This is a genomic window from Mucilaginibacter hurinus (genome assembly GCF_003324525.1).
Classification (GTDB): domain Bacteria; phylum Bacteroidota; class Bacteroidia; order Sphingobacteriales; family Sphingobacteriaceae; genus Mucilaginibacter; species Mucilaginibacter hurinus.
Map to the genome: position 1 here is coordinate 337494 of NZ_QGDC01000004.1, position 19878 is coordinate 357371.

The 19878-nt window shown below is 43.6% G+C and carries 13 protein-coding genes; 1 reads left to right on the forward strand and 12 read right to left on the reverse strand.

The features are described from left to right. Positions 1–239 precede the first annotated feature (239 nt). From DJ568_RS17390 to DJ568_RS09080, 5 genes are all read right to left on the reverse strand, one after another. Positions 240–614 (reverse strand): hypothetical protein, encoded by a 375-nt coding sequence (locus tag DJ568_RS17390; protein ID WP_199560930.1) that lies wholly within the window; start codon positions 612–614, stop codon positions 240–242. Between the two features lie 57 nt (positions 615–671). After that, positions 672–887, reverse strand: coding sequence for a hypothetical protein (locus DJ568_RS09065; RefSeq protein WP_147238734.1), 216 nt, complete (start codon positions 885–887; stop codon positions 672–674). 130 nt (positions 888–1017) lie between these two features. Further along, positions 1018–1374 (reverse strand): hypothetical protein, encoded by a 357-nt coding sequence (locus tag DJ568_RS09070; RefSeq protein WP_114004943.1) that lies wholly within the window; start codon positions 1372–1374, stop codon positions 1018–1020. A gap of 39 nt (positions 1375–1413) precedes the next feature. After that, positions 1414–2418, reverse strand: a complete 1005-nt coding sequence (locus DJ568_RS09075) for an SDR family oxidoreductase (protein WP_114004944.1) — start codon at positions 2416–2418, stop codon at positions 1414–1416. Positions 2419–2430: 12 nt separating this feature from the next. Then, positions 2431–2628 (reverse strand): hypothetical protein, encoded by a 198-nt coding sequence (locus tag DJ568_RS09080; RefSeq protein WP_114004945.1) that lies wholly within the window; start codon positions 2626–2628, stop codon positions 2431–2433. 491 nt (positions 2629–3119) lie between these two features. On the opposite strand from DJ568_RS09080, the gene DJ568_RS09090 reads away from it, so the two are divergent. Beyond that, positions 3120–3602: a single-stranded DNA-binding protein gene (locus tag DJ568_RS09090; RefSeq protein WP_114004947.1), complete on the forward strand. Its 483-nt coding sequence runs from the start codon at positions 3120–3122 to the stop codon at positions 3600–3602. 243 nt (positions 3603–3845) lie between these two features. Here the strand turns inward: DJ568_RS09090 and DJ568_RS09095 are convergent, their stop codons facing one another. The 7 genes from DJ568_RS09095 to DJ568_RS09125 all read right to left on the reverse strand — a co-directional run bounded on the left by DJ568_RS09095 (position 3846) and on the right by DJ568_RS09125 (position 19872). Further along, complete coding sequence (locus DJ568_RS09095; protein WP_114004948.1) at positions 3846–5387, reverse strand: sialate O-acetylesterase; 1542 nt, start codon at positions 5385–5387, stop codon at positions 3846–3848. Between the two features lie 115 nt (positions 5388–5502). Further along, entirely contained in the window at positions 5503–6996 is a 1494-nt protein-coding gene (locus DJ568_RS09100) for an SGNH/GDSL hydrolase family protein (protein ID WP_114004949.1), read from the reverse strand. 45 nt (positions 6997–7041) lie between these two features. Further along, the gene (locus DJ568_RS09105; protein WP_158534902.1) at positions 7042–8667 is read right to left on the reverse strand and encodes an RICIN domain-containing protein; all 1626 of its coding nucleotides are present in this window, start codon (positions 8665–8667) and stop codon (positions 7042–7044) included. A 62-nt stretch (positions 8668–8729) separates the two neighbouring features. After that, positions 8730–11813, reverse strand: coding sequence for a discoidin domain-containing protein (locus tag DJ568_RS09110; protein ID WP_114004951.1), 3084 nt, complete (start codon positions 11811–11813; stop codon positions 8730–8732). A gap of 96 nt (positions 11814–11909) precedes the next feature. After that, positions 11910–14963: a SusC/RagA family TonB-linked outer membrane protein gene (locus DJ568_RS09115; RefSeq protein WP_114004952.1), complete on the reverse strand. Its 3054-nt coding sequence runs from the start codon at positions 14961–14963 to the stop codon at positions 11910–11912. Between the two features lie 41 nt (positions 14964–15004). Continuing rightward, positions 15005–16771, reverse strand: coding sequence for a RagB/SusD family nutrient uptake outer membrane protein (locus tag DJ568_RS09120; protein WP_233496663.1), 1767 nt, complete (start codon positions 16769–16771; stop codon positions 15005–15007). 14 nt (positions 16772–16785) lie between these two features. Beyond that, on the reverse strand, positions 16786–19872 hold the full coding sequence (locus tag DJ568_RS09125) for a SusC/RagA family TonB-linked outer membrane protein (protein ID WP_114004954.1): 3087 nt from the start codon (positions 19870–19872) through the stop codon (positions 16786–16788). Positions 19873–19878: the final 6 nt, after the last annotated feature.

Below are 19878 nucleotides of genomic sequence, written 5' to 3' on the forward strand. Positions count from 1 at the left end.
TAATATAAAAATCCTAATAATTAAAAACAGGCTGATTATAAGGGCATTAAATATTTAATTAATTACATGAAAGGCAGGAGGTTATTGCCGCGAGTGTTCACTTATACATCACCCTGGCTGATACTAATTAATTTCTAATTAAAATCGCGAAGAATTTAGGCGTCAGGGTTATTTAAAAACTTTAAAAAAAAGAAGCAGCCGCGCTTATATGGCGCAACTGCTCCCATTAAACTGATCTACTATTGGCCGTTATCTGTTGTGGTGCCGGTGCCTGTATTGCCAGTGCCGGTACCGGTGCCTGTGTTACCAGTGCCATTGCCCGTGCCTGTGCCAGTACCGGTACCTGTATTACCAGTTCCTGTGCCTGTCCCCCCTGTGCCGGTACCCGTACCTGTACCAGTACCTCCAGCACCCGGCGTTCCGGTTCCCGGTGCAGGGGGTACGGTTGTACCGTCGTCCATCCCGGTTGTGTCAGGCATGGTGTTCATGGCGGTATCAGTCATCATGGTATCATCCGTCATTGCAGTATCTGCGTTATCCTGCTGATTGTTTCCTGCGCATGATGCAAGCGCCATTGCGGCAAACATACATGCTATTAAAATTGGTTTTTTCATAAGATGTGTTTATAAGTAGTGATGTGTTTTTTGAATTTATTTATTGTTATTATCCGGCTAAGTTTGCCTATGGTAGTTATAGGCCCGGGGTTCCGCACCTGTTTCTTTGCCCTCATTACCTTTAGGCGCATTTTGTCGCATTTTTTCAAGCTGGTCTTCCTGGTTAGCTCCATCAACTATTTCAGACGGAGTAAGTGCTTGCTTATTTTGCACCTCTTTATCTGGATCCGGGTAGTGCTGTTGTCCGGGTGCCATGTTGCCTCGATTTGCCATTACTATTGTTAGTTAAAGAAATTATAATTAATTACAGCTCCCTGGTAAACATGGCCGGGAACAACCTTTTTACAAAGTCATGCCGTCCATGTTATGTGTTAAGCCCTAGCGTGGACATATGTTACCCCCACTAATTTGATTTTACCATATCGGGGTCGGCTTGTTCTTCCTCGCCCGAACCGGCGGCACCTTCATCGTCTGCAGGCACAGTTTCGCCGGAGCCCTCGCCCGGCGCTCCATAGCCGGAGCCCTTCTCTACCTCATCCTGTTGCAACTGCCGGCCGCTGCCGCTATTAAGGCTTCCTTCTTCCTCGCCCATATTTTCGTCGCCGGTTAAGCCGCCGCTGGGGTTCCCATCCTCTTCGTAGCTTCCCTCATTTCCCATTTGGCTTTCCTGCCCGGGTAAACGCTGTGAACTTTGGTCTCTGTCTTCTCCAGGTCCGGTGGGCTCTCCGCCGGCAATACCTGCTGCTGTTGTAATTTCCATGGTAAATTTATTTTGGTTTATTTTTTAATATTTAAACTATCAAGGCTGTCCCTCACCACCCGCTGCGCCATATATCTGCCCGTTGGCAAAGCTGCCATCACTTGCTGCCAGCTGAACATAAATTGATGCAAGTTCAGCAGGCTGACCCGGCCTCCCTAAAGGCGTCTGCTGGCCAAAGGTGGTCTGTTTTTCAGGGGTCGAACCGCCTTCGGCCACTTGTAAAGGCGTCCAGATAGGCCCGGGTGCCACGCCGTTAACACGTATACCTTTAGGGCCAAGTTGTTTAGCCAGTGATTTTACAAAATTTACGGTAGCCGCCTTGGTTATGGCATAATCAAACAGTTCGGGCGATGGATCATAGGCCTGCACTGAAGCTGTGCCGATGACGGCCGAGCCCGGTTTCAGGTAAGGCAATGCTGCCTTGATGAGCCAAAATGGTGCGTAGATATTAGTTTTCATTGTCCAGTCAAACTGCTCTGTAGAGAGGTCAGCTATTGACTGATGCACTTGCTGCCGGGCTGCATTGCATACCAGTATGTCAAGGCCGCCCATTTGTCGGGCAGCATCATCAACCAGGCGCTTGCAAAAACCTTCGTCGCGTAAATCGCCGGGTATGGCCACAGCTTTTTTACCTGCAGCCTTTATCAGTTGAACAACTTCGCGGGCATCGGGCTCCTCCGCAGGCAGATAGTTGATAGCTACATCCGCACCTTCGCGTGCGTAAGCAATAGCCGCAGCCCTGCCCATACCCGAGTCGCCGCCGGTTATCAGCGCCTTACGCCCCGCCAGCCGGCCGCTGCCTTTGTAGCTCTTTTCGCCATGATCAGGCCTTGGCTCCATTTTGCCCGCAAGCGCCGGCCAGGGCTGCACCTGCCGTTTAAAGGGCGGCCGCGGATATTTTGTTGTAGGATCTTCCAAAGCCGGCGCGGCACTCAGGCTATCATCAATTGAACTACCCAACGCAGGCGAGATAGCCGATATAGCCAGCCCCGCCCCTATACCGCCTATTAACTTTCGGCGTGTTATTTTATTTTCGTTGCTCATGTATTAATGGAATTAGTGGTTAGCATCAGGTTTATCGTTATAAGGTTTTGCAGTGTCGCTACCGGCATTACTTTGGGCGGTGGTATCGCGCTCAAATGTTTTCGCCTGCCCCTGCGATTCACTGTCAGTTGCGCTGTCAGGACTGCCGTTGCCGCATGAAGCCAATATGATGGCAGCGCTTGTGCATGCTAATATTAATTTGTTCTTCATATAGTATTTCCCTAATTGTTACTATTATAAACTTTATATAACCGCACTTAAAACCAACAGGATAAGCAATAGTACCACTATAATGGCTACCTGTACCCTTAACAACTTTTTCCCGCCATGATAAGAATACGGTTTACATATTCGTCTTCGATTGCGGCTATGCATAACTTATTCACGTATTTCCTGTAAATCAATTTATCCTTTTGCCCGTAAACTTGTTTGAGCAACCAGTTGTTATAAAGACTGTCAGCAAAAGCATTTACTATCAGACGCCGGTATTTGGCAGCCATATCTAAGGATCGACAAAAAAGCAGCCTCAACAATTAATCAGACAACAAGCAGTGTTTATATATTGTTCTAATTAATTTATTAAATTTTAGGTTATGCGCTTTAACTATGGCAACTAATTTGATGTGCAGCCTGTACGCGAAACGGAAGACATATTTTGATTAATAAAAAACTATAAGCCTGATCTGCTCCTTGTTGATTTTTTGCTTGACGGCATCAACGGCGGCGAAATACGCGCCCATATAAAAAACGATAATACTACATGCAACCTGCCGGTTGTCATTGTATCAGCGTATGGTAAAATGATACAATCCCTGGGCACTTACGCTAACACCGGCCTTAACAAGGCATTTTTAATCGGACATATAGACCGTGAGCTGCGCTGGCATTTTTCTTCAGATAAAAAAAAGCAACTGTGTTTTATATCGCGCACCACCGAAATTATAAACGCTGCAAAAGGCGACATGGAACATGTGGAGTACCATCATATAAAAGTTAATGACGATAATGAGTGCCTGAACAGACTTAAGTTGAACAAGGGACAACTATTGTATATACAAGGCAAAGTACAAACGCATAGCTTTGTTGACGCAAAAATAAAACGCTATAAAACTGAAATTTTAGCCCTGCAATTGGTCGATATCATTGCTCCGGTGCCCGTTGCAACCGTAAGTGTTTTACCATAACGGCGGGTAAGTAAAAGACACTGCGCTATTAAACCAACAGCTTTTTGCTGATCGTAGTGAAGCATTTGGTTTACAGGTGCGTCACTATCATCCGGGCTCGGCCAGGCGCTCAATTTTTAGCCCACTTACAGCCGCTCATCCGGTACAGCATCAAAAGCAGATGGCAACCGTATATAAAACAAACTTCATCGGCTGAAAGTGAGCGTATTTGAACCTGGGTTAGTACAGCAACTGCTGAACATATTACTGGGTCGCCCTGTTATTTGGTTCGGTCCAATTATCAGTTCGGAATGGCACAGCCGGCAAACCTTCCCCGTTTTCAAGGTTAGTGGTTGGATAATTGGTAAAGGCGTACCGTATAGCTACCGGCTGTTTAACTTTTTTACAGGTTAAAACTACCGTGTTCGCTACTATCTGCGCTTCCGCTTGATGGAATTTCTGGTCATCGCCTGCAACGAAAAAATATTTAGGTGCCTTACCGTCGCTTGTTTTTAAACCGCCTGCAACCGACGCGGGTTCAAAATGAACAACGGTTTTGTTTTTGCTATACTCGGCATAGTGAAACTGCGGCCCCTTATAAGCTACGTCAAGACGATTGTATGTACGGTTAAGGGCTACACGCGCCAAACGCGAGGCAATCGGCTTTTTATTTTTTGGATGAATATCCTGCGGATCGCCTACATCCATGGTAACAACCATCGCCGTATTGCTGATATTTGACAGTTGCTCCTGCGCCTCTCTGAAAAATGCATAATCGTTCAATGTGGAATCCATTTTTTGATATGCGTGCGGCGCAACCTGTACATAATAAAACGGAAGATCGCCCTGTGCAAATCTTTGCCTCCAGGTTTTAATTAAGGTGCCTGTAAGTTGTATGTAACTCTCCCTCTCTGACCGGTTAGACTCGCCCTGGTACCATAGAAACCCTTTAATAGAAAGGTTGTGGAAAGGATAGATCATACCGTTATAAATTAGATATGGGTACGAAGTAGTGCCAAAGGTAAATTTATTCAAATCACTATTTTTATACGCGTCGCCCTTATAAAATGGATCAAGGTAGGTGGCTTTTAATAATGAATCACCGGCCAGCACTTCTTCTGGTAGATAGGCTTGCGCTACTGACCCACCTACTCCGGAGTATATAGCTCCTATAGGAATATCAAGCTGTTTTTGTAACTCAACGGCATAATAATAGCCAATGGCACTAAAATCCCGTACAGAAGCAGGAGAGCATTCCTGCCACTTTCCTTCGAAAATCTCAGATGGTTTATCCTTCCAATTAAACTTAACATTCAATACTCTCAGGTTGGGATAATTTGCCGATGCGATGGCTTTTTCGGCATCTTTCACTTCGCGCATGGCAAACTGCATATTTGACTGACCGCTGCAAAACCATAAATCGCCGATAAGTAAATTACTTAATTCAACTTTTTGGTTGCCTGATGTTACTTGGATAGCATGCTTGCTATAATCCCCTTTTTTTGCAGCCGGTACGCTAATTATCGCCAGAAAATTATTTGATGCGTCTCCTTTTACTGTCACGCCGTTTTCGAGCCAGTCGGCAGTTACCGTTACGGACTGGCCTTTTTTAATATGCCCCCAAATTTTTAACGGCTTGTTTTGCTGCACAACCATATTACTTTGCAAAGGCAAAGCCACGCTGAGATTAATTGTAGAATCAGCCGATATCAACTGCTTGGTTAGGGCAAAGGTGTTAAATGGTATTAACACCAACACAAAAAATTGGTAAAGCGCTTTAAAGCGGCGTTTCAAAGATAAATTCATCTGCTCTGGTGCTTTTGCCCTGCTTAAGCCGGCAAGTGATTTTAGTATGGTAAAAGTTAGAATAATGAGCCCAGCAGCCTGTTTTTGTCCTGGGCCTCATTACTTCAAAATATCATCAATTAATTTTTACTAACTGTATTTTATGATTAACTGGCTTGTTACTCGCATAAATCTCGTTTACAAGGCTATCCATCTTATCCTGCCATGCTTTTTGGGTGGCCGGGTTACTACCACGTTCGTACAAGTCATTGTCAATCCAGCCGTTTGTTTTTTTCATTTCGCGCATTTTTGCCCACGACGCACTGTCGTTATCAACTTTTATACCGCCCGCCCGCGCAAAATTGTAAACCTGTACCGCGTAGCTGCGCGTTTCACGTTCAACAGTGCCACGTTCTTCATTCTTTTTAAGTATCTCCATTGCCTGAAGATATTGTGGTGTTGTTTTTATTGCAGCCATATTTACGCCCTTTGCCAGGTCTTCAGCAGTAAAACTGGCCATAACTTTGCCGTCTATTTTCAATTCATAAGTTTTGCCATCCAGGTTTGTTACACGTAACATTTCCTTGTTAAGATCATCCATTAATGGCACATATCTTAAAGCTGCAGAAGCAGGCTGTTTATCACCGTTATGTAACTCCTCGTCTATCGGAAAAGGCAGCGACTTGGCCAGGTAATCAAAGCTTAGCATATTTTGTGTGCCGGTAACATTCTTTATCACGCAGTTATTAACTGCCGTAGCACGTTTCTGAGATGCGTCAACCGTAAAATCCGCAACGGGAACGCCTTTAAGGCCTTGATTGCACAGGTATAAGTAAGCCCATACAAGGTGTCCGTATGATTCCGGATGTATCCTGTCACCGCTTCCGCTCAACGTGAAATTTGAATCAACTTTTTGGTTGTCTTTGTTCAATCGGTCCATAGGATGATATATATCCACAAATGGCCACCTGTTGGCTTTTGCGGCAGTAGCCTGCATTTGCACAATACGCTCAAAAGTGGCAGGCTTAGGCGCCCATCCTTTGTCCTTCTTTACTTTGGTCTCCAAATCGTAAGGTGATCCTGACATCAATATTTTCTGAATTTCGGGATGCTGGTTAAGCTGTGCAACCACCAGTTTAAATGCGCTGTCGCACTTAAACACCAATTTATCAGATGCTACAGCCGGATCAGACATTGCGTACTGGAAATATCCGGAATCATTCATTCCGAAAGATAAGTTGATGATATTTGGGTTTTTGCTGAAAATATCTTCCTGTAACCTATTATTGATGTTGGCAATTATGTCGCCCGCAACGCCACCGTTCAGAATGGTGAAACGCAAATCAGGAAAACGCGTCATGTAATATAACCAAATGTAATTGTGGTAGCGTCCGCCATGGGTAATGCTATTACCTAAAAACATTACACGATCGTTCTTTTTAAACAGTTTAACCGTAGGAGTTTGCTGTTGCGCCGGGCTTTTACGCATGGTTTTATTTGAACAGCTTTGCGTGATAGCCATTACCGCCAGCAGCAATAAAAGAGGCGTAAAGCATTTATTAAAACGCATACGCAAGTTTGATTTGGCGCTGAACGTATTAGTATTATAGTCTGGGTTAATCGTAGTCATTATTTTATTGTTTATTTAATTAGCTGTGTTAATAGTGTTATGTGGTTACATGCCTATCATAGAATACGGAACACGTACGCCTTTAACCTGGTAGTGGATAGATGGCTGCTCGTTATTTTCGCAAGCGTTATCGCTCACACCCGCGCAACCCGCGCCGTAGTTAACCGAATAAGTTAACAGCAATTCATTTTTGCCGTTATCGAATTCAGGATGTACCATAGGCGTGTAGTAACGGTTAAGGTGTCCGCGGTACCTGTCTTCTATGCTAAATACTTTAACAGGTGCGGTGAACGGCCCTGTAGGGCTGCTTGATGTTGATAAATAAATGCTGTGCGGGTTAGGGTCACAAAAATAACCAAGGTCGAGCTGCATCATGATGTATTTACCTTTTGAGTAGCCTATGGCCACGTTTGATTGTGAAGTGCCTACCCTTGCTGCCTGGCTTGAATTTGGCGTAGCAGCCCACGCGGTACCATTCCAAAAAGTCCATGTAGCTGGATCTGATTCTGCAAAGCGCGCAACATAGATATTGTTCGCGTTGAAGAAAACCCCTTTGCAACCAAACACATACACGTAGCCGTCGCCGGGTTTGTTCATACCGGTTATCCAGCTAATGTCAGTTTGATCCGATACCCCTTTTATAAGTGTACGTTCAACTTCCCATTGGTTTTGGCCCGGAGGGTTAACCTTCAGTTTAATTATGCTTTGCTTGGTAGCGCCGCCAAATTTTATTTCAGCATTATGCATATACACAAATCCGTTTACCTCAATACCCACGCCAGGCCAGCTTACATCTGTACCCGGCTGATTATCAACTATCTGACGCGGACGATTGTGCCTGCTGTTGGCAATGGTCATGTTAGGTGTATTGTCAGGGTTCCAATCCGTTTTTGACGGTTGTATCAATATGGAGTTATTGTACTGGAAAAAACCACACTTTAAATTGCCGTTTGGCGTAAGCCGGCTACCATCATAAGCATCCTCGGTTACCCACAGTACACGGCCATCCGGCAATGGTATACTGCTTCCCTGGTCAAACGCTACCGAACCTTGTGATGGCAGCGTGCGGTGAAAAAAGTTAACTACCTGATCGTCCCGGTAAGCATCAGGAGCTAACCTATTATATCCCCATAACTGCGCCGACCGTCCGGTATAAGGCGTTAGTTGCGCAACACCGGCGCCGTTGCTGGTAATAGCAAGGCCGCTTGCTTTATTTATAGCCCTGTAAGTTTTATTGCCGACAGGCGTAATTTCCCATAACTGACTGCTTGAGCCGTTTTCGCTATTCTGCACTAATACCTGGGTATCCTCATATTTAACAGATTGCAAAACCTTTCCGCTGCCCAGGTTCATAATCTTGAACAGGTTATTGCCCATATAGGTCAAGCGAAATTTCTGATGTGCTGTACCCGAAAAATCCCCTACTCCAGCGGTAGCATAATTATTTAACGCAAAATTGGGTATCTGACCGCTTTTGTTATTTTCTTTAGCTATAAACTGGTACGTACCGTGTTCGCCGGTAGCTGCAAAGGTTTGCAAACCCGACGATTTTTCGATAGTTGTGACAACCTCGTTTTCAGCTGATATAACCGGCTCTGTCTTTTTACAACCCTGTATAATCAGCAATGCAGTTGCTGCTATCAGGATAGATTTTATTTTGTTTGACTTCATAGTCATGATTTAATTGGTTAATCCGTTACAATTGAACTAATTTACTGTTGGCAGCTAACCGGTTAAAAGCTTACAGTGATGCTCTCCTTTTCTGCGTATCCATACTGTTTAAGCATCAGGGCTGCTCCATTTTTAAGCATTTTTGAATCTGCTTCCATGGTTAACACTCTTTCTTCGCCGGGCATCAACGTAAAGTAATTATCGGGCATTAACACCGGCAAAATACGCTGACGGGTAACTTTATCAATCAATCTGAGCCTATTTCCAAAAGCAACGGTATTTGAGTTGTTTTTTACTTTTATACGCAATATTTCTGCACGGTTAGTTTTTGATTTATTCACCAGGCTACACGTTACATCAGCTACAGGCAGGTTATTAAGTGGTGTGTAATCAAGATCCTTTACCCCGTTGCGCCAATAAAAATTCTCAGATAGCAAATCACCCTTGCTGTCCTTTAACTCTAATTTGATAAATTGAAGCGGAGTAATGTCTGAATCTTTCTTCTTATCACCATAAACTTCAATTTCATAAATTGAGTAACCATACTCGGTAGCCCGTTTTACACCGGCCATCCGTATATACTGCGCACTTACAGGCTTAAGTGAAATCTCTTCAGTTGCGCCCTTTCCATCAGTTACATTATGTACCGTTTTCCAGCTTTTGGCATCATCTGATACTTGTAATTTATAAGCCTTGGCGTAAGCATTCTCCCATTTTATCACAACGCTACTGATTTTTTCCTTGCGACCAAGGTCCACATAAATCCATTGGTCATCAGTCCCCCCACTCTCCCAGCGGCTGCCGGCACCGCCATCAACGGCCAGCGCTGCAGTTCCATTATTTGAAGACGATGAAGCAACGGCTGTTTTTCCGGCAGCTAGGTTGGCCGGGTTTAGGTTTAAAACAAACGCCTCGGCTACATCGCTTGCCGATACATTTACCTGTGCGGTTTTACCAAACTTTGGCAACTCCTTGCCGGCAAGGTTGTATACTTTAGCGGTAGCAACGGCACCACTTAGTTTGTTTGAAGTTGTATTAACTACTTTTATGCTGTTACTTGACGCATTCCATTGAATATGCAACGGCTCACACGCCTTCTTAGCCCCCCAATATGCCCCTGTGGCATCATAGTAATAATCATAAGTTTGCCATACAAAAGAAGGGTAGGCCGACTGGCTCATCCAGATAAGCAGGCCCGCTGCATCATTCCACATTTTATCATTCCAGGCCTCATACATTCCTTTCATCACCTCGATATTGATGAACTGGGCTTTTTCACAAAACTCTTCAAGCCCCTTGGATTCACCAAACTGGGTGTTTACCGCAGTTTTGTAATTAACAGGGTTTGCGTTTGACGCCTCTTTACCGAAATAGTGTTTGTTATATAAATTATCGTCCTGGTTTTTCAGTTGTTCATCCGTTGGCAATGGCCATAATTTATCTTCCGGAATGAACATTTTAACACTTTCATAGGTCGGGAAAGTTGCGGTACCAATTTCAGAACGCATTCCATAACCGCGGTCTGATCCATATGGATAGGGCGGCTTGTTCCAGGCAAGGTTACTTCCTGAATTTTCGAAATGATGCCTTGGCGGTTGATTTCCCCACCAGCCGCTGCCTGATAAACCATCCTGGTTGGAGCTAGACTTATACATCCGATCATTATGATCTTCAAGTGCTACAATGGACCGCAGATAATTATCTAACTCGGGCTTAGGGTGCGTTTCGTTAGCACCGCACCACAAGGCAATACTTGCATGGTTTCGTAAACGTTTTACCTTATCAAGTGCGTTGGCTTTAAAATCATCATCATCAGCCACATCATTGTAGGCCACATACAACCAAAAATCGTCCCACACTAAAATTCCATATTTGTCGCAGTAGTCATAAAACTCATCATCAGTCACACAACCTGTCCACAAACGAATCATGTTGTAATTCATGTCCTTGTGCAACTTTATTTTAGTTTCATATTCCTCGCCCTGGCAACGCAACAGGTACTCACTCATTCCCCAGCTTCCGCCTTTCAGGTATATTTTTTGCCCGTTTATGTAAAAATTAAGCACAGGCCAGCCAGCGGCATTTTTGGCGTAGGCATAGTCATATTTTCTTATACCAAAAGTGATGTCCTTCTCGTCAGAAACCTTGTTATCAATTGTGCAGGTTAACTTACAAGTATATAAATTCGGCTCGCCATAGCCATTAGGCCACCATAGTTTCGGCTCGTTTATAAGGAATTGTGGATAGTCCCTCCTATCCAGGTAAATTTTTGAGGAAGCGCCGGGTTCAAGCGTAACTTTTTTTGAGAATTTGATATTGCCGGGCTGTATAATCCCCGAAATGGTAGCTTCCTTTTTTGTAGCGGACGCATTTTTCACCAATGAAGCTACATACAGGTAAGCTATTTCATTTGATTCGAGTTGCGAACGCACCCATGGGTCTTCCATGGTAACGTCACCGGTTACTTCCACATAGGTATTGCCGGTTATTCCCGCTAGCCTGCCGGGGACATACGGCATCCAGTCCCAACTTGCAGCCGATAGGTACGTGGGGCTGGCCGTAACACCAAAGTTGTCTGAAGAATTACGCCTCTTTTTCTGGTCTGCATCGGTTATAAGTACAGCAATGGCATTTTTTCCGGTTGCATTTATCAAGTCTGTTACATCATACTTGGTGCGAAGCATGTGCCCGCTTACGTCTTTTGTAGACGTTTTTGTCCCTGACAGCTTTTTACCATTGAAGTAGAAATCGGCATAACGATTGGTATTGTCAAAATGCAACCAAACACGCTGCCCTTTGGTGTATGCTGCAGGTAAAGCAAAATCGGTACGATACCAAAACGGCCTATTATAAAACGCTTCATCTACCTTCCAAATGTTATCGGCGTAGTTTGGTTCAGGGGCAAGTTTGGCATTCACATAAGCTGTAAACACCGTACCGGGAACTACACCTTTAACCGCGTTAGGTATTTTGAAACCAGGCTTTGAAATTTCAAACCCTGAATTTTTCACATCTGCCTGCGGTTTTATTTCCCAGGTTATACTTGGGTTGGTACTGTTTAATGAAAGCTTTGTAGTTTGCGCATAAACATCAGATAAGCAGAATGTGCAAAAAAACAGGTATAGATAAAACTTAAAATTATTCATTTATTGTATCAAGAATTAGAGGCTGCACCGTTTACATGGCGAGGTGCTATAGTATTTTTTTAATCGGTAATGGTATCAATTATACTGTGTAACAACTTAAAAACCGAGCTGAACGCCAATATTTACGACGCGCTGGTTAAGATAGGAGTCGCCGACCGAATTACTTGCTACTTCAGGGTCCTGCTGGTACAGCGAATAATTTGTCCAGGTTACCAGGTTATAAGCGCTTAAATAAATACGGGCGTTATCAATTTTTAAAGGCAGTAGTTTTTGAGGAAGAACATAGCCTAACTCAACTGTTTTAAGCCTTAAAAACTGCGCATCTATTAACCAAAAGTCTGACGGATACGCAGACGGGCTGTTTATCGTGTTTCTGATTGTAGTTAAACGCGGAAATTGTGCTGTGTTAGCCGTCTGCGGCGTCCAACGGAGCTGATGTATCGGCTGCAATTGACTTTGAAACGGCTCAATAGCCTGGTTGGTTAATATAAGGCTATAGTTTAATGATCCCTGGAACAAGATATTTGCATCGAATCCTTTATAGTGTATGCCAATAGGCAAACCAAATGTTAGGTTTTGCAAATTGGGTTTACCAATAGCACCTTTATCTTTCTGGTCAATTATACCATCAAAGTTAAGATCGGCATATTTCAGGTCGCCTGGCTTGGCCTGGCCTGTGGCAGGCTTAGGACTATTAGCAACATCCGCTTCGTCTTTGTAAAATCCTATCCATGTGTAACCGAAAGGCTGGCCCAGCGGTCGCCCGGTTTCAAGTAAACGCGGGAAATCAGGTGCGGGCTCATCAAAGTAAAGAATTTTGTTTTTTGCATAAGAGAAAACAACGCCCACGTTGTATTGCACGCCGCCTATTGATGAGTTAAAAGTAACTGTACCATCAAAACCCTGGTTGAGCACTTTGCCCAGGTTCTCTTTAGGCAAACCTACACCAAGCACCTCAGACACTGACTTACGGTCAACCAATTGATCATACCTCACATTTCTGAAGTAATCCGCAGTCATGGTTATTTTATCATTAAAAGCATTTAAGTCAATACCTACGTCAAACTGGCGTTGTTTTTCCCAGGTTATAAACTCATTACCCAATGCACCTTCAACTATACCAGCATAATCTACACTGGTTGAGCCAAATTTATAACTGCCTCCCCTGCCGTATTCCTGCCTGTACAAATATTTGTTACCAGGAGTAACGTCTGAGCCGACAAGACCATAGGAGCCCCTGATTTTCAGAAGGCTGATAAACTTGATGTTATTTTTAAAGAAATTCTCTTTAGAAATATTCCAGCCGGCTGATACCGCCGGAAAATAGCCAAACTGCTTTGCAAACCTGTCAGACCCATTGTAGGCCATATTAAAATCAAACAAGTACTTCTGATCAAATTCATAACCTACGCGGGCGCTGTAACCCAAGTAGTTTGTAGGCAAATCAGATTTATTGTTGTTACTGTTTCTATTGTATAAAAATAGCCCGTAAATCCGGCTTTTACCGAAGCTTCTATCGTAATTTAAAAAGCCTTGTATATTAACCGATTTATAAGCATTGCTGTTACCGGCCCGCAGTACAAACTGTGAAAGAACAAACGGACCGCCGGGAGGGCGCACGTAAGATTCGGGCTGGGTTGCAGTAGCGGGGGTATATAGGTAAGTAGGTACCTTGTCACCACGTATCAGGCCACGGAATATGTCAGATGTGCTTGCATATGATACACGTACTTTAGCTGATAAACCCTGGGTTATTGCATCTAGCTTTTGGTTACCCTCAAGCAGTATGTTAAAGTCGGTAGTACGTGTACGGTTATAACCCTGTGTAGCTAAACGGCTGTTAATAGTAGGCAAAAAATTAGTTGAATACCTGTTATAAGCGTAACTTCCATTAGGATTTATAAACGGCGCACCATAAGGCGAAGTCCGTTCGTAATTATAAATTTCGCTTAGCAGCGCTCCGTTCGCCGCCGGTTCATTAATTTCTCCAAATCTGCCGGTAAGGTCAACCCTTAGCGCAAGTGTTTTTGTTGCTTGTAAATCAAGGTTGGTTCTAAAAGTATATCTTTTATAAAAAAAGTTGCTGTTCACTTCGCTACGGTCTGTTGCGAAATTTTTTACCGCGCCATCCTGGCTAAACGCGCCTCCTGTTATAAAGTATTTAGCACGTTCTGTGCCGCCCGAAACTTCTATATTGGCGTTGGTTTGCATAGCCAATGGCTTAAAAATCTCGCGGTACCAGTTAACGTTAGGATGGCCGTATGGGTCTGTGCCGTTTTGAAACAATTCAATATCTGTTTGTGAGAACTGTGAAGCAAAACCGTCATTACTCAAAGCCTCATTACGTAAAACTGCCGTGTTGTATGAATCCAAAAAAACCGGCTTCTTCACTGGTGTCTGCACCCCTGTTTCTATCCTGAAACCAACTTTTGGGTCGCCTATTGCACCACGGCGTGTTCTTACCACCAATACCCCGTTTGCACCTTTAATACCGTAAATAGCCGTGGTTGATGCATCCTTAAGTATTGATATGCTTTCAATCTCATTAACGTTTATCTGTGCAAGCTGGGCGTATGTGTATTCAATATCATCTACCACTATCAGCGGACGGTTACCATCAGCATTAAGCGAGCTCACACCCCTGATAAAAAAGTCTGACGCGTCCCGGCCCGGCTGGCCTGACCGTTGTTGTGAAAAAAAACCGGGTACACGTCCTGCCAGCGTATTTTGCACACTTGAGGTTGGTATATTCTTTATTTTGTCTGCCGATATTGTACTTACGGCACCGGTATTGGTTATACGGGTACGCGTGCCGTAACCCACAACAACAACCTCGTCAAGCCCTTGCGTACTGGTTTGTAACCTTACTTCAACATTTGCTTTATTGGTTGCTACGTTCACCTCGCGTGATATATATCCAATGGTACTGAACACAAGTATATTTGAGTTTCCCTTTAAAGTGATTGCAAATTTTCCGTCGGCATCGGTAATTACGCCGTTTGTTGGCATTCCCTTTTCAACTACAGTAACCCCTGGTAACGATCCCGAAGCATCTTTTACCAGCCCATTAACAACAGCACCCTGCTGCGAATAGGCAATAACCGGGATAAAGATCATCATGATCTGCACTAAACGTATTAATTTTCTCATAACTGGTTGGGCAATATTTAATAAGATGACAGGGATATTCATTACCATCCCGGGTTTTGAATAAGATTTTTGTTTTTATCTAACTCATTCTGAGCAATAGGATACAGATACATTTTCGGCTCAAGAAACCGTGGTTGCAGCACTATTACTTTAGTACCGTCAATACTTCCGGATACCTCTGACCTTTTGATCCTTAATCCATGAAGAGGTTTTTTAGCAAGTTCGCCGGCAATTTTCCAGCGGCGTATGTCCCAGTAACGGTGTTCTTCAAATGCCAGTTCCACACGTCGCTCATTACGGATTATTTCGCGCATTTGCTCTTTTGTGAGATTTTGAGGTATACCGTAATTGTTGGCAGCACCTGCACTTATACCAGCCCTCTTTCGCAAGGCATATAAAGCATCATATACATTATTATCAGGCCCGTTGAATTCATTTTGTGCCTCGGCGTAGTTCAAAAGCACTTCGGCATACCTGAACATCACAAAGTTGCGAGGATGCGGGGCGTAAGTACTTTGATTTCTGAAATGCCCCATAAATTTGCGCAGGTAGTAACTGGTTTTAGTTTGGGTTTTTGAACCACCCGGTTTATGCCTGCCACCCTCGTAGGTTTCTATAAAGGTATTTAACCATCTTGCCCCTGCATAAAGGATGGTTGAATCTAATCGGGGATCGCGATTTGTATAAGGACTTGTGGGATTGTACCCTGATGTAGGATCTGTTATAGGCTTTCCATTTTTCATTGGGAACGCTTCTACCAACTCCTGGGTAGGGCTTGTGCGACTGCCGCCCGTTGCTTCACCGGCAAAACCGATAGGGCCGTTCGCTTTTTCAATATCAGTACCCCGACCATTATTGCGAGCAAAAATTACCTCTTTGTTATTGGCAACAATAAATGTATTCACCATGTCAGCTTGCAAACTAAAAACACCCAGCTGAACTATATCTGCTGCAGCGTCAGCTGCAAGTTTCCATCTGTTGCGGTCCTCATTTTCATAACCGGCAACTAAACGCTCAGGCCCTGAAGTACCGATATTGCCACCATTGTACAACGTACTCGCCGCATACAATAACATCCGTGCCTTTAAGGCCATTGCGGTGCCGCGGGTAACACGCCCAAAGTTGATATTATCTATCGGGTCCAAACGTAAACTGTCTTTTACCGCATCGCATTCACTTACAATATATTGCACACATTCGGCGTATGAATTGCGTGGTAAAAGCACGTCATCAGTAATTTGTTTTACCTCATCGCCTACTATCGGTACGCCGCCCCATCTTTTTACTAATTCAAAATAAAACAACGCCCGTAAAAATCTTGCTTCAGCCTTCCATGCCGAGCGTAAGCGTGTGCCGTTTGGTAAAGTACCGGCCAGCGGCACCTTATCTATATTAGCCATAAAAATATTGGCCTTGCGTATCCCGCGGTAATTGGCTGCCCAAATATCCGTGCCAAAGCTTCCACCCTCCGCATTTCTGAACGGCGTGATGCCTATACCTGTCGCAATCAATTCTACCGGTGTAACAAACGGTGATGACGAAACTGCATCGTCTGTTGCTGCATCTAAAAAATCGCTGCCGTTTTCACTTGATGAAGCTGAGAATATTCTGTTTGCACCAGCGGGTATTTCGGTATATATTTCATTAAGCACCTTTGACGCGTTAACGCCTGCCGAATCCTGGGTATCCCAAACATAGTCAGGCGATAATTGCTCCAACGGCTCTTCTTCAAGGTTTTTTTTGCAGGCACTGGCACAAACAGCCAATACTGCCGTCAATAATAAAATATGTTTGTATTTATTCATCATGCAATTCATTTCATTTAAAATTTGATGTTGACGCCTGTATTAATCACCCTTTGAATGGGGTACACATTGCCAAATACTTCAGGATCGATATCGCTGTTTTTTGAAAATGTAAGCAGGTTTAATCCATTTACGAATACACGCATGCCCGAAATACCTAAGTGGCTTATCCATTTATAAGGCAAATTATAACCCAAATCAACATTTTTGATGCGCAGATAATTTCCAGATTGCTCATAAAAGGTTCGGTTTAACCCAAATGAAGGCGTGTTGTTAACGTTGCTGCCAATAGTAAGGCGTGGCAATGTGGCGCCTAGCGGGTTAGATGGTGTCCAGCGGTTGAGTAATAGAATGTTACCCTGACGCATAGCATCGAGGCCGTAGTAAGGGCTTATTATCCTGTTATGCACGCCTTGCAGCAATACGCTAAAATCAAATCCCTTATAACTGAACCCTAAAGTGGCCCCATAATATATCCGCGGCTTACCTGTACCTACAGCTATCTGGTCATAGTCATTAATTACACCGTCATTATTCTGGTCAACAAATTTTAAGTCTCCCGGCTTCAATATATACCCTTCAAATGTGGCGCTTGATGCTGCTTCTTCTTCGGTTTGTATAATGCCGTTTGTTGCATAGCCAAACCCTCGCCCAACGGGCTGGCCTGTGCGGCGGTTGTAATCATTTACCCGCGGAATTTCATCTGCATAAATTACCTTAGATTGCTCGATAGATGCATTAGCGGTAATAAAGTAGTTAAAATCATTATAATGATTTTGATAGGTTACAGTAAATTCACCACCGTTATACAAGTTAATACCAATATTTTCATTTGGATAAGTTGCACCTATAATGCTGGTGCTTGTGCCGCGCGGCTGCATTAAATCAAAGTACTTGTCGCGATAGTAATCAAGCCTGAATTGAAGCTTATTGTCAAAAATATTGAAATCAACCCCAACATTTAGCTTGTTTGCCTTTTCCCACGTGGCTCCTACAGTAGTAAGCTGTGCTTTTTCTTTCATGCCATCGGCAGTCGCCGGCGGATCGTCGGCCCCAAATTGATAGTCGTTACCGTCTTCGTAAGAAGTGCGGTACGTGTAATAGCCAATATTGGCGTTACCCGTACGGCCATACGTTGCCCTCAGTTTCAATAAATCAATCCATGAGGCGTTATCCTTTATGAAGCTTTCTTCTGAAATTTTCCAGCCCAGGCCGGCTGCGTAAAACAAGCCAAAACGCTTACCCGGTTCATAACGGTCAAACCCGCTATAATTTAAAGCACCTTCGGCAAAATATTTATTATTATAGTTATATGAAGCTTTACCAGCTATGTTGGTATAAGTTCCGGGCAGGTCAAAGTTTATAGTAGCACGGCGCTGATCAGCCATTACAAAAAACGAAAAGTTGTTTAATCCAAACTTTCTGTCGATACCTGCTGATCCCTGAACATACCAAAATTGTGAGCTTGATACCAGCGCGAAACTGTTTACCTGGTCGCTGGGGTTACCGTACCTGTTATAAACAGTATCACCTGAGGTGGAAATTACCCTTTCAAAAACCGATGAAACTTTGCTTCTATCAGTAATAGAGCTTTCGCTTGTAGTTAAGTTACCCTTGGCCTTAACCCACAATCCTTTAACAAAATCGTCAAATTTGTAAGTCAGGTCAAGGTTCACCATAACATCCCGCGTATTATCAATCCTGTATCCTGATTGCGTTAGCTGACTGAACAGGTTGGTTTTAAAATCATTTGATCCCCCAAAACTTCCGTTCGCATTTCTTATTGGATAAGCGTTGTTTGGCGTGGTATACATTCCACTTAATAAAGTATTGGTAGTTGCGCCCGGCTGATTGCCATTTTGTAAACGACCGAATAATTGAAGCGAAACATTAAACTTTTTACTTAAGTCGACATCCACATTTGTATTTATCGTGTATCGCGAAAATTCAGTGTTCGTATTATAACTTTCTATTTCATAATCCTTAAACATGCCTTGCTGGTTTAAGTAACCTAAAGCCACAACGTACCTGGCCTTACTGCTTCCACCGTCAACACTGAGATTATACTTTCGCATCGGCGAACTTTTTCTGAGCAAGGTGCTAAACCAGTTAACATCCGGGTAACCAAAAGGGTCGGTACCATTACGATACGCTTCAAAATCGGCATCGGTATAAACAGGTGCGTTGCCCATGTTTTGAAGTGCTTCGTTATATAAATAAGCATACTGATATGCCGGCAGCGGTTTAGGCAGCTTTAATGGTTGCTGCATAGCAGTTTGCGCGGTAAATGATATACGCGGCGGACCGGCTACCGGCTTTTTAGTAGTTACTAATAATATGCCGTTTGAGCTGCGCTGCCCTAACAGGATAGTAGAAAGTGCATCTTTCAAAACAGAAATCGACTCAATATTTTCAAATTCAAGAGATGAAAATTCACGCTGTACACCATCAATAACAGTTATTGGTGTCTGCCCCCTTAATGATAGGGTTATTTCAGAATTATCGCCAGACTCAGAGTTACCGGTAGTAGTCGGGATAAATCCGGCCAAGGTGGCCGATAAGGCGTCGGTCTGGTTTAAATTACGATAGCCGGAGGTTTGCGTTGCAGATAAGCCAGGCAGGCGCCCTGCCAGTGCATATGGAAATATGGTAGCTGGCGTTGTTACTATTTGATTGGTATATATCGACGCTATTGAGCCTAAATTGTTTTCGGCTTTTATTCTGCTATACAGTACATCTATAGTGTCGGGATCTTTGATATACGTTTTTAACAACCTAACGGTTAGGTTTTTCGATTTGATTTTAAGCCTTTGAATATTAAATTCAGGGTGAGCAAGCACAAGGTTATTACCCTGGGCGGTAATTAATTGAAAGGCGCCGTCTATATCTGTAACAGCAGTTGTTGCAGTGTCTTCAACCACTGCAATTTTTACACCCTCCAATTGCCGGCCAAAGTCATCAATCACCCTGCCTTTTATTGTATCGGCTGGTGCAGATTGCTTTTTCACCTTACTATTTATAGCTGTAGCAGCGTACGATGGTTGAAGCAACCCGGCTATTACAACTGTTATAATGATAGTTCGTTTTAAGTAGCAATAAAACATGAGATC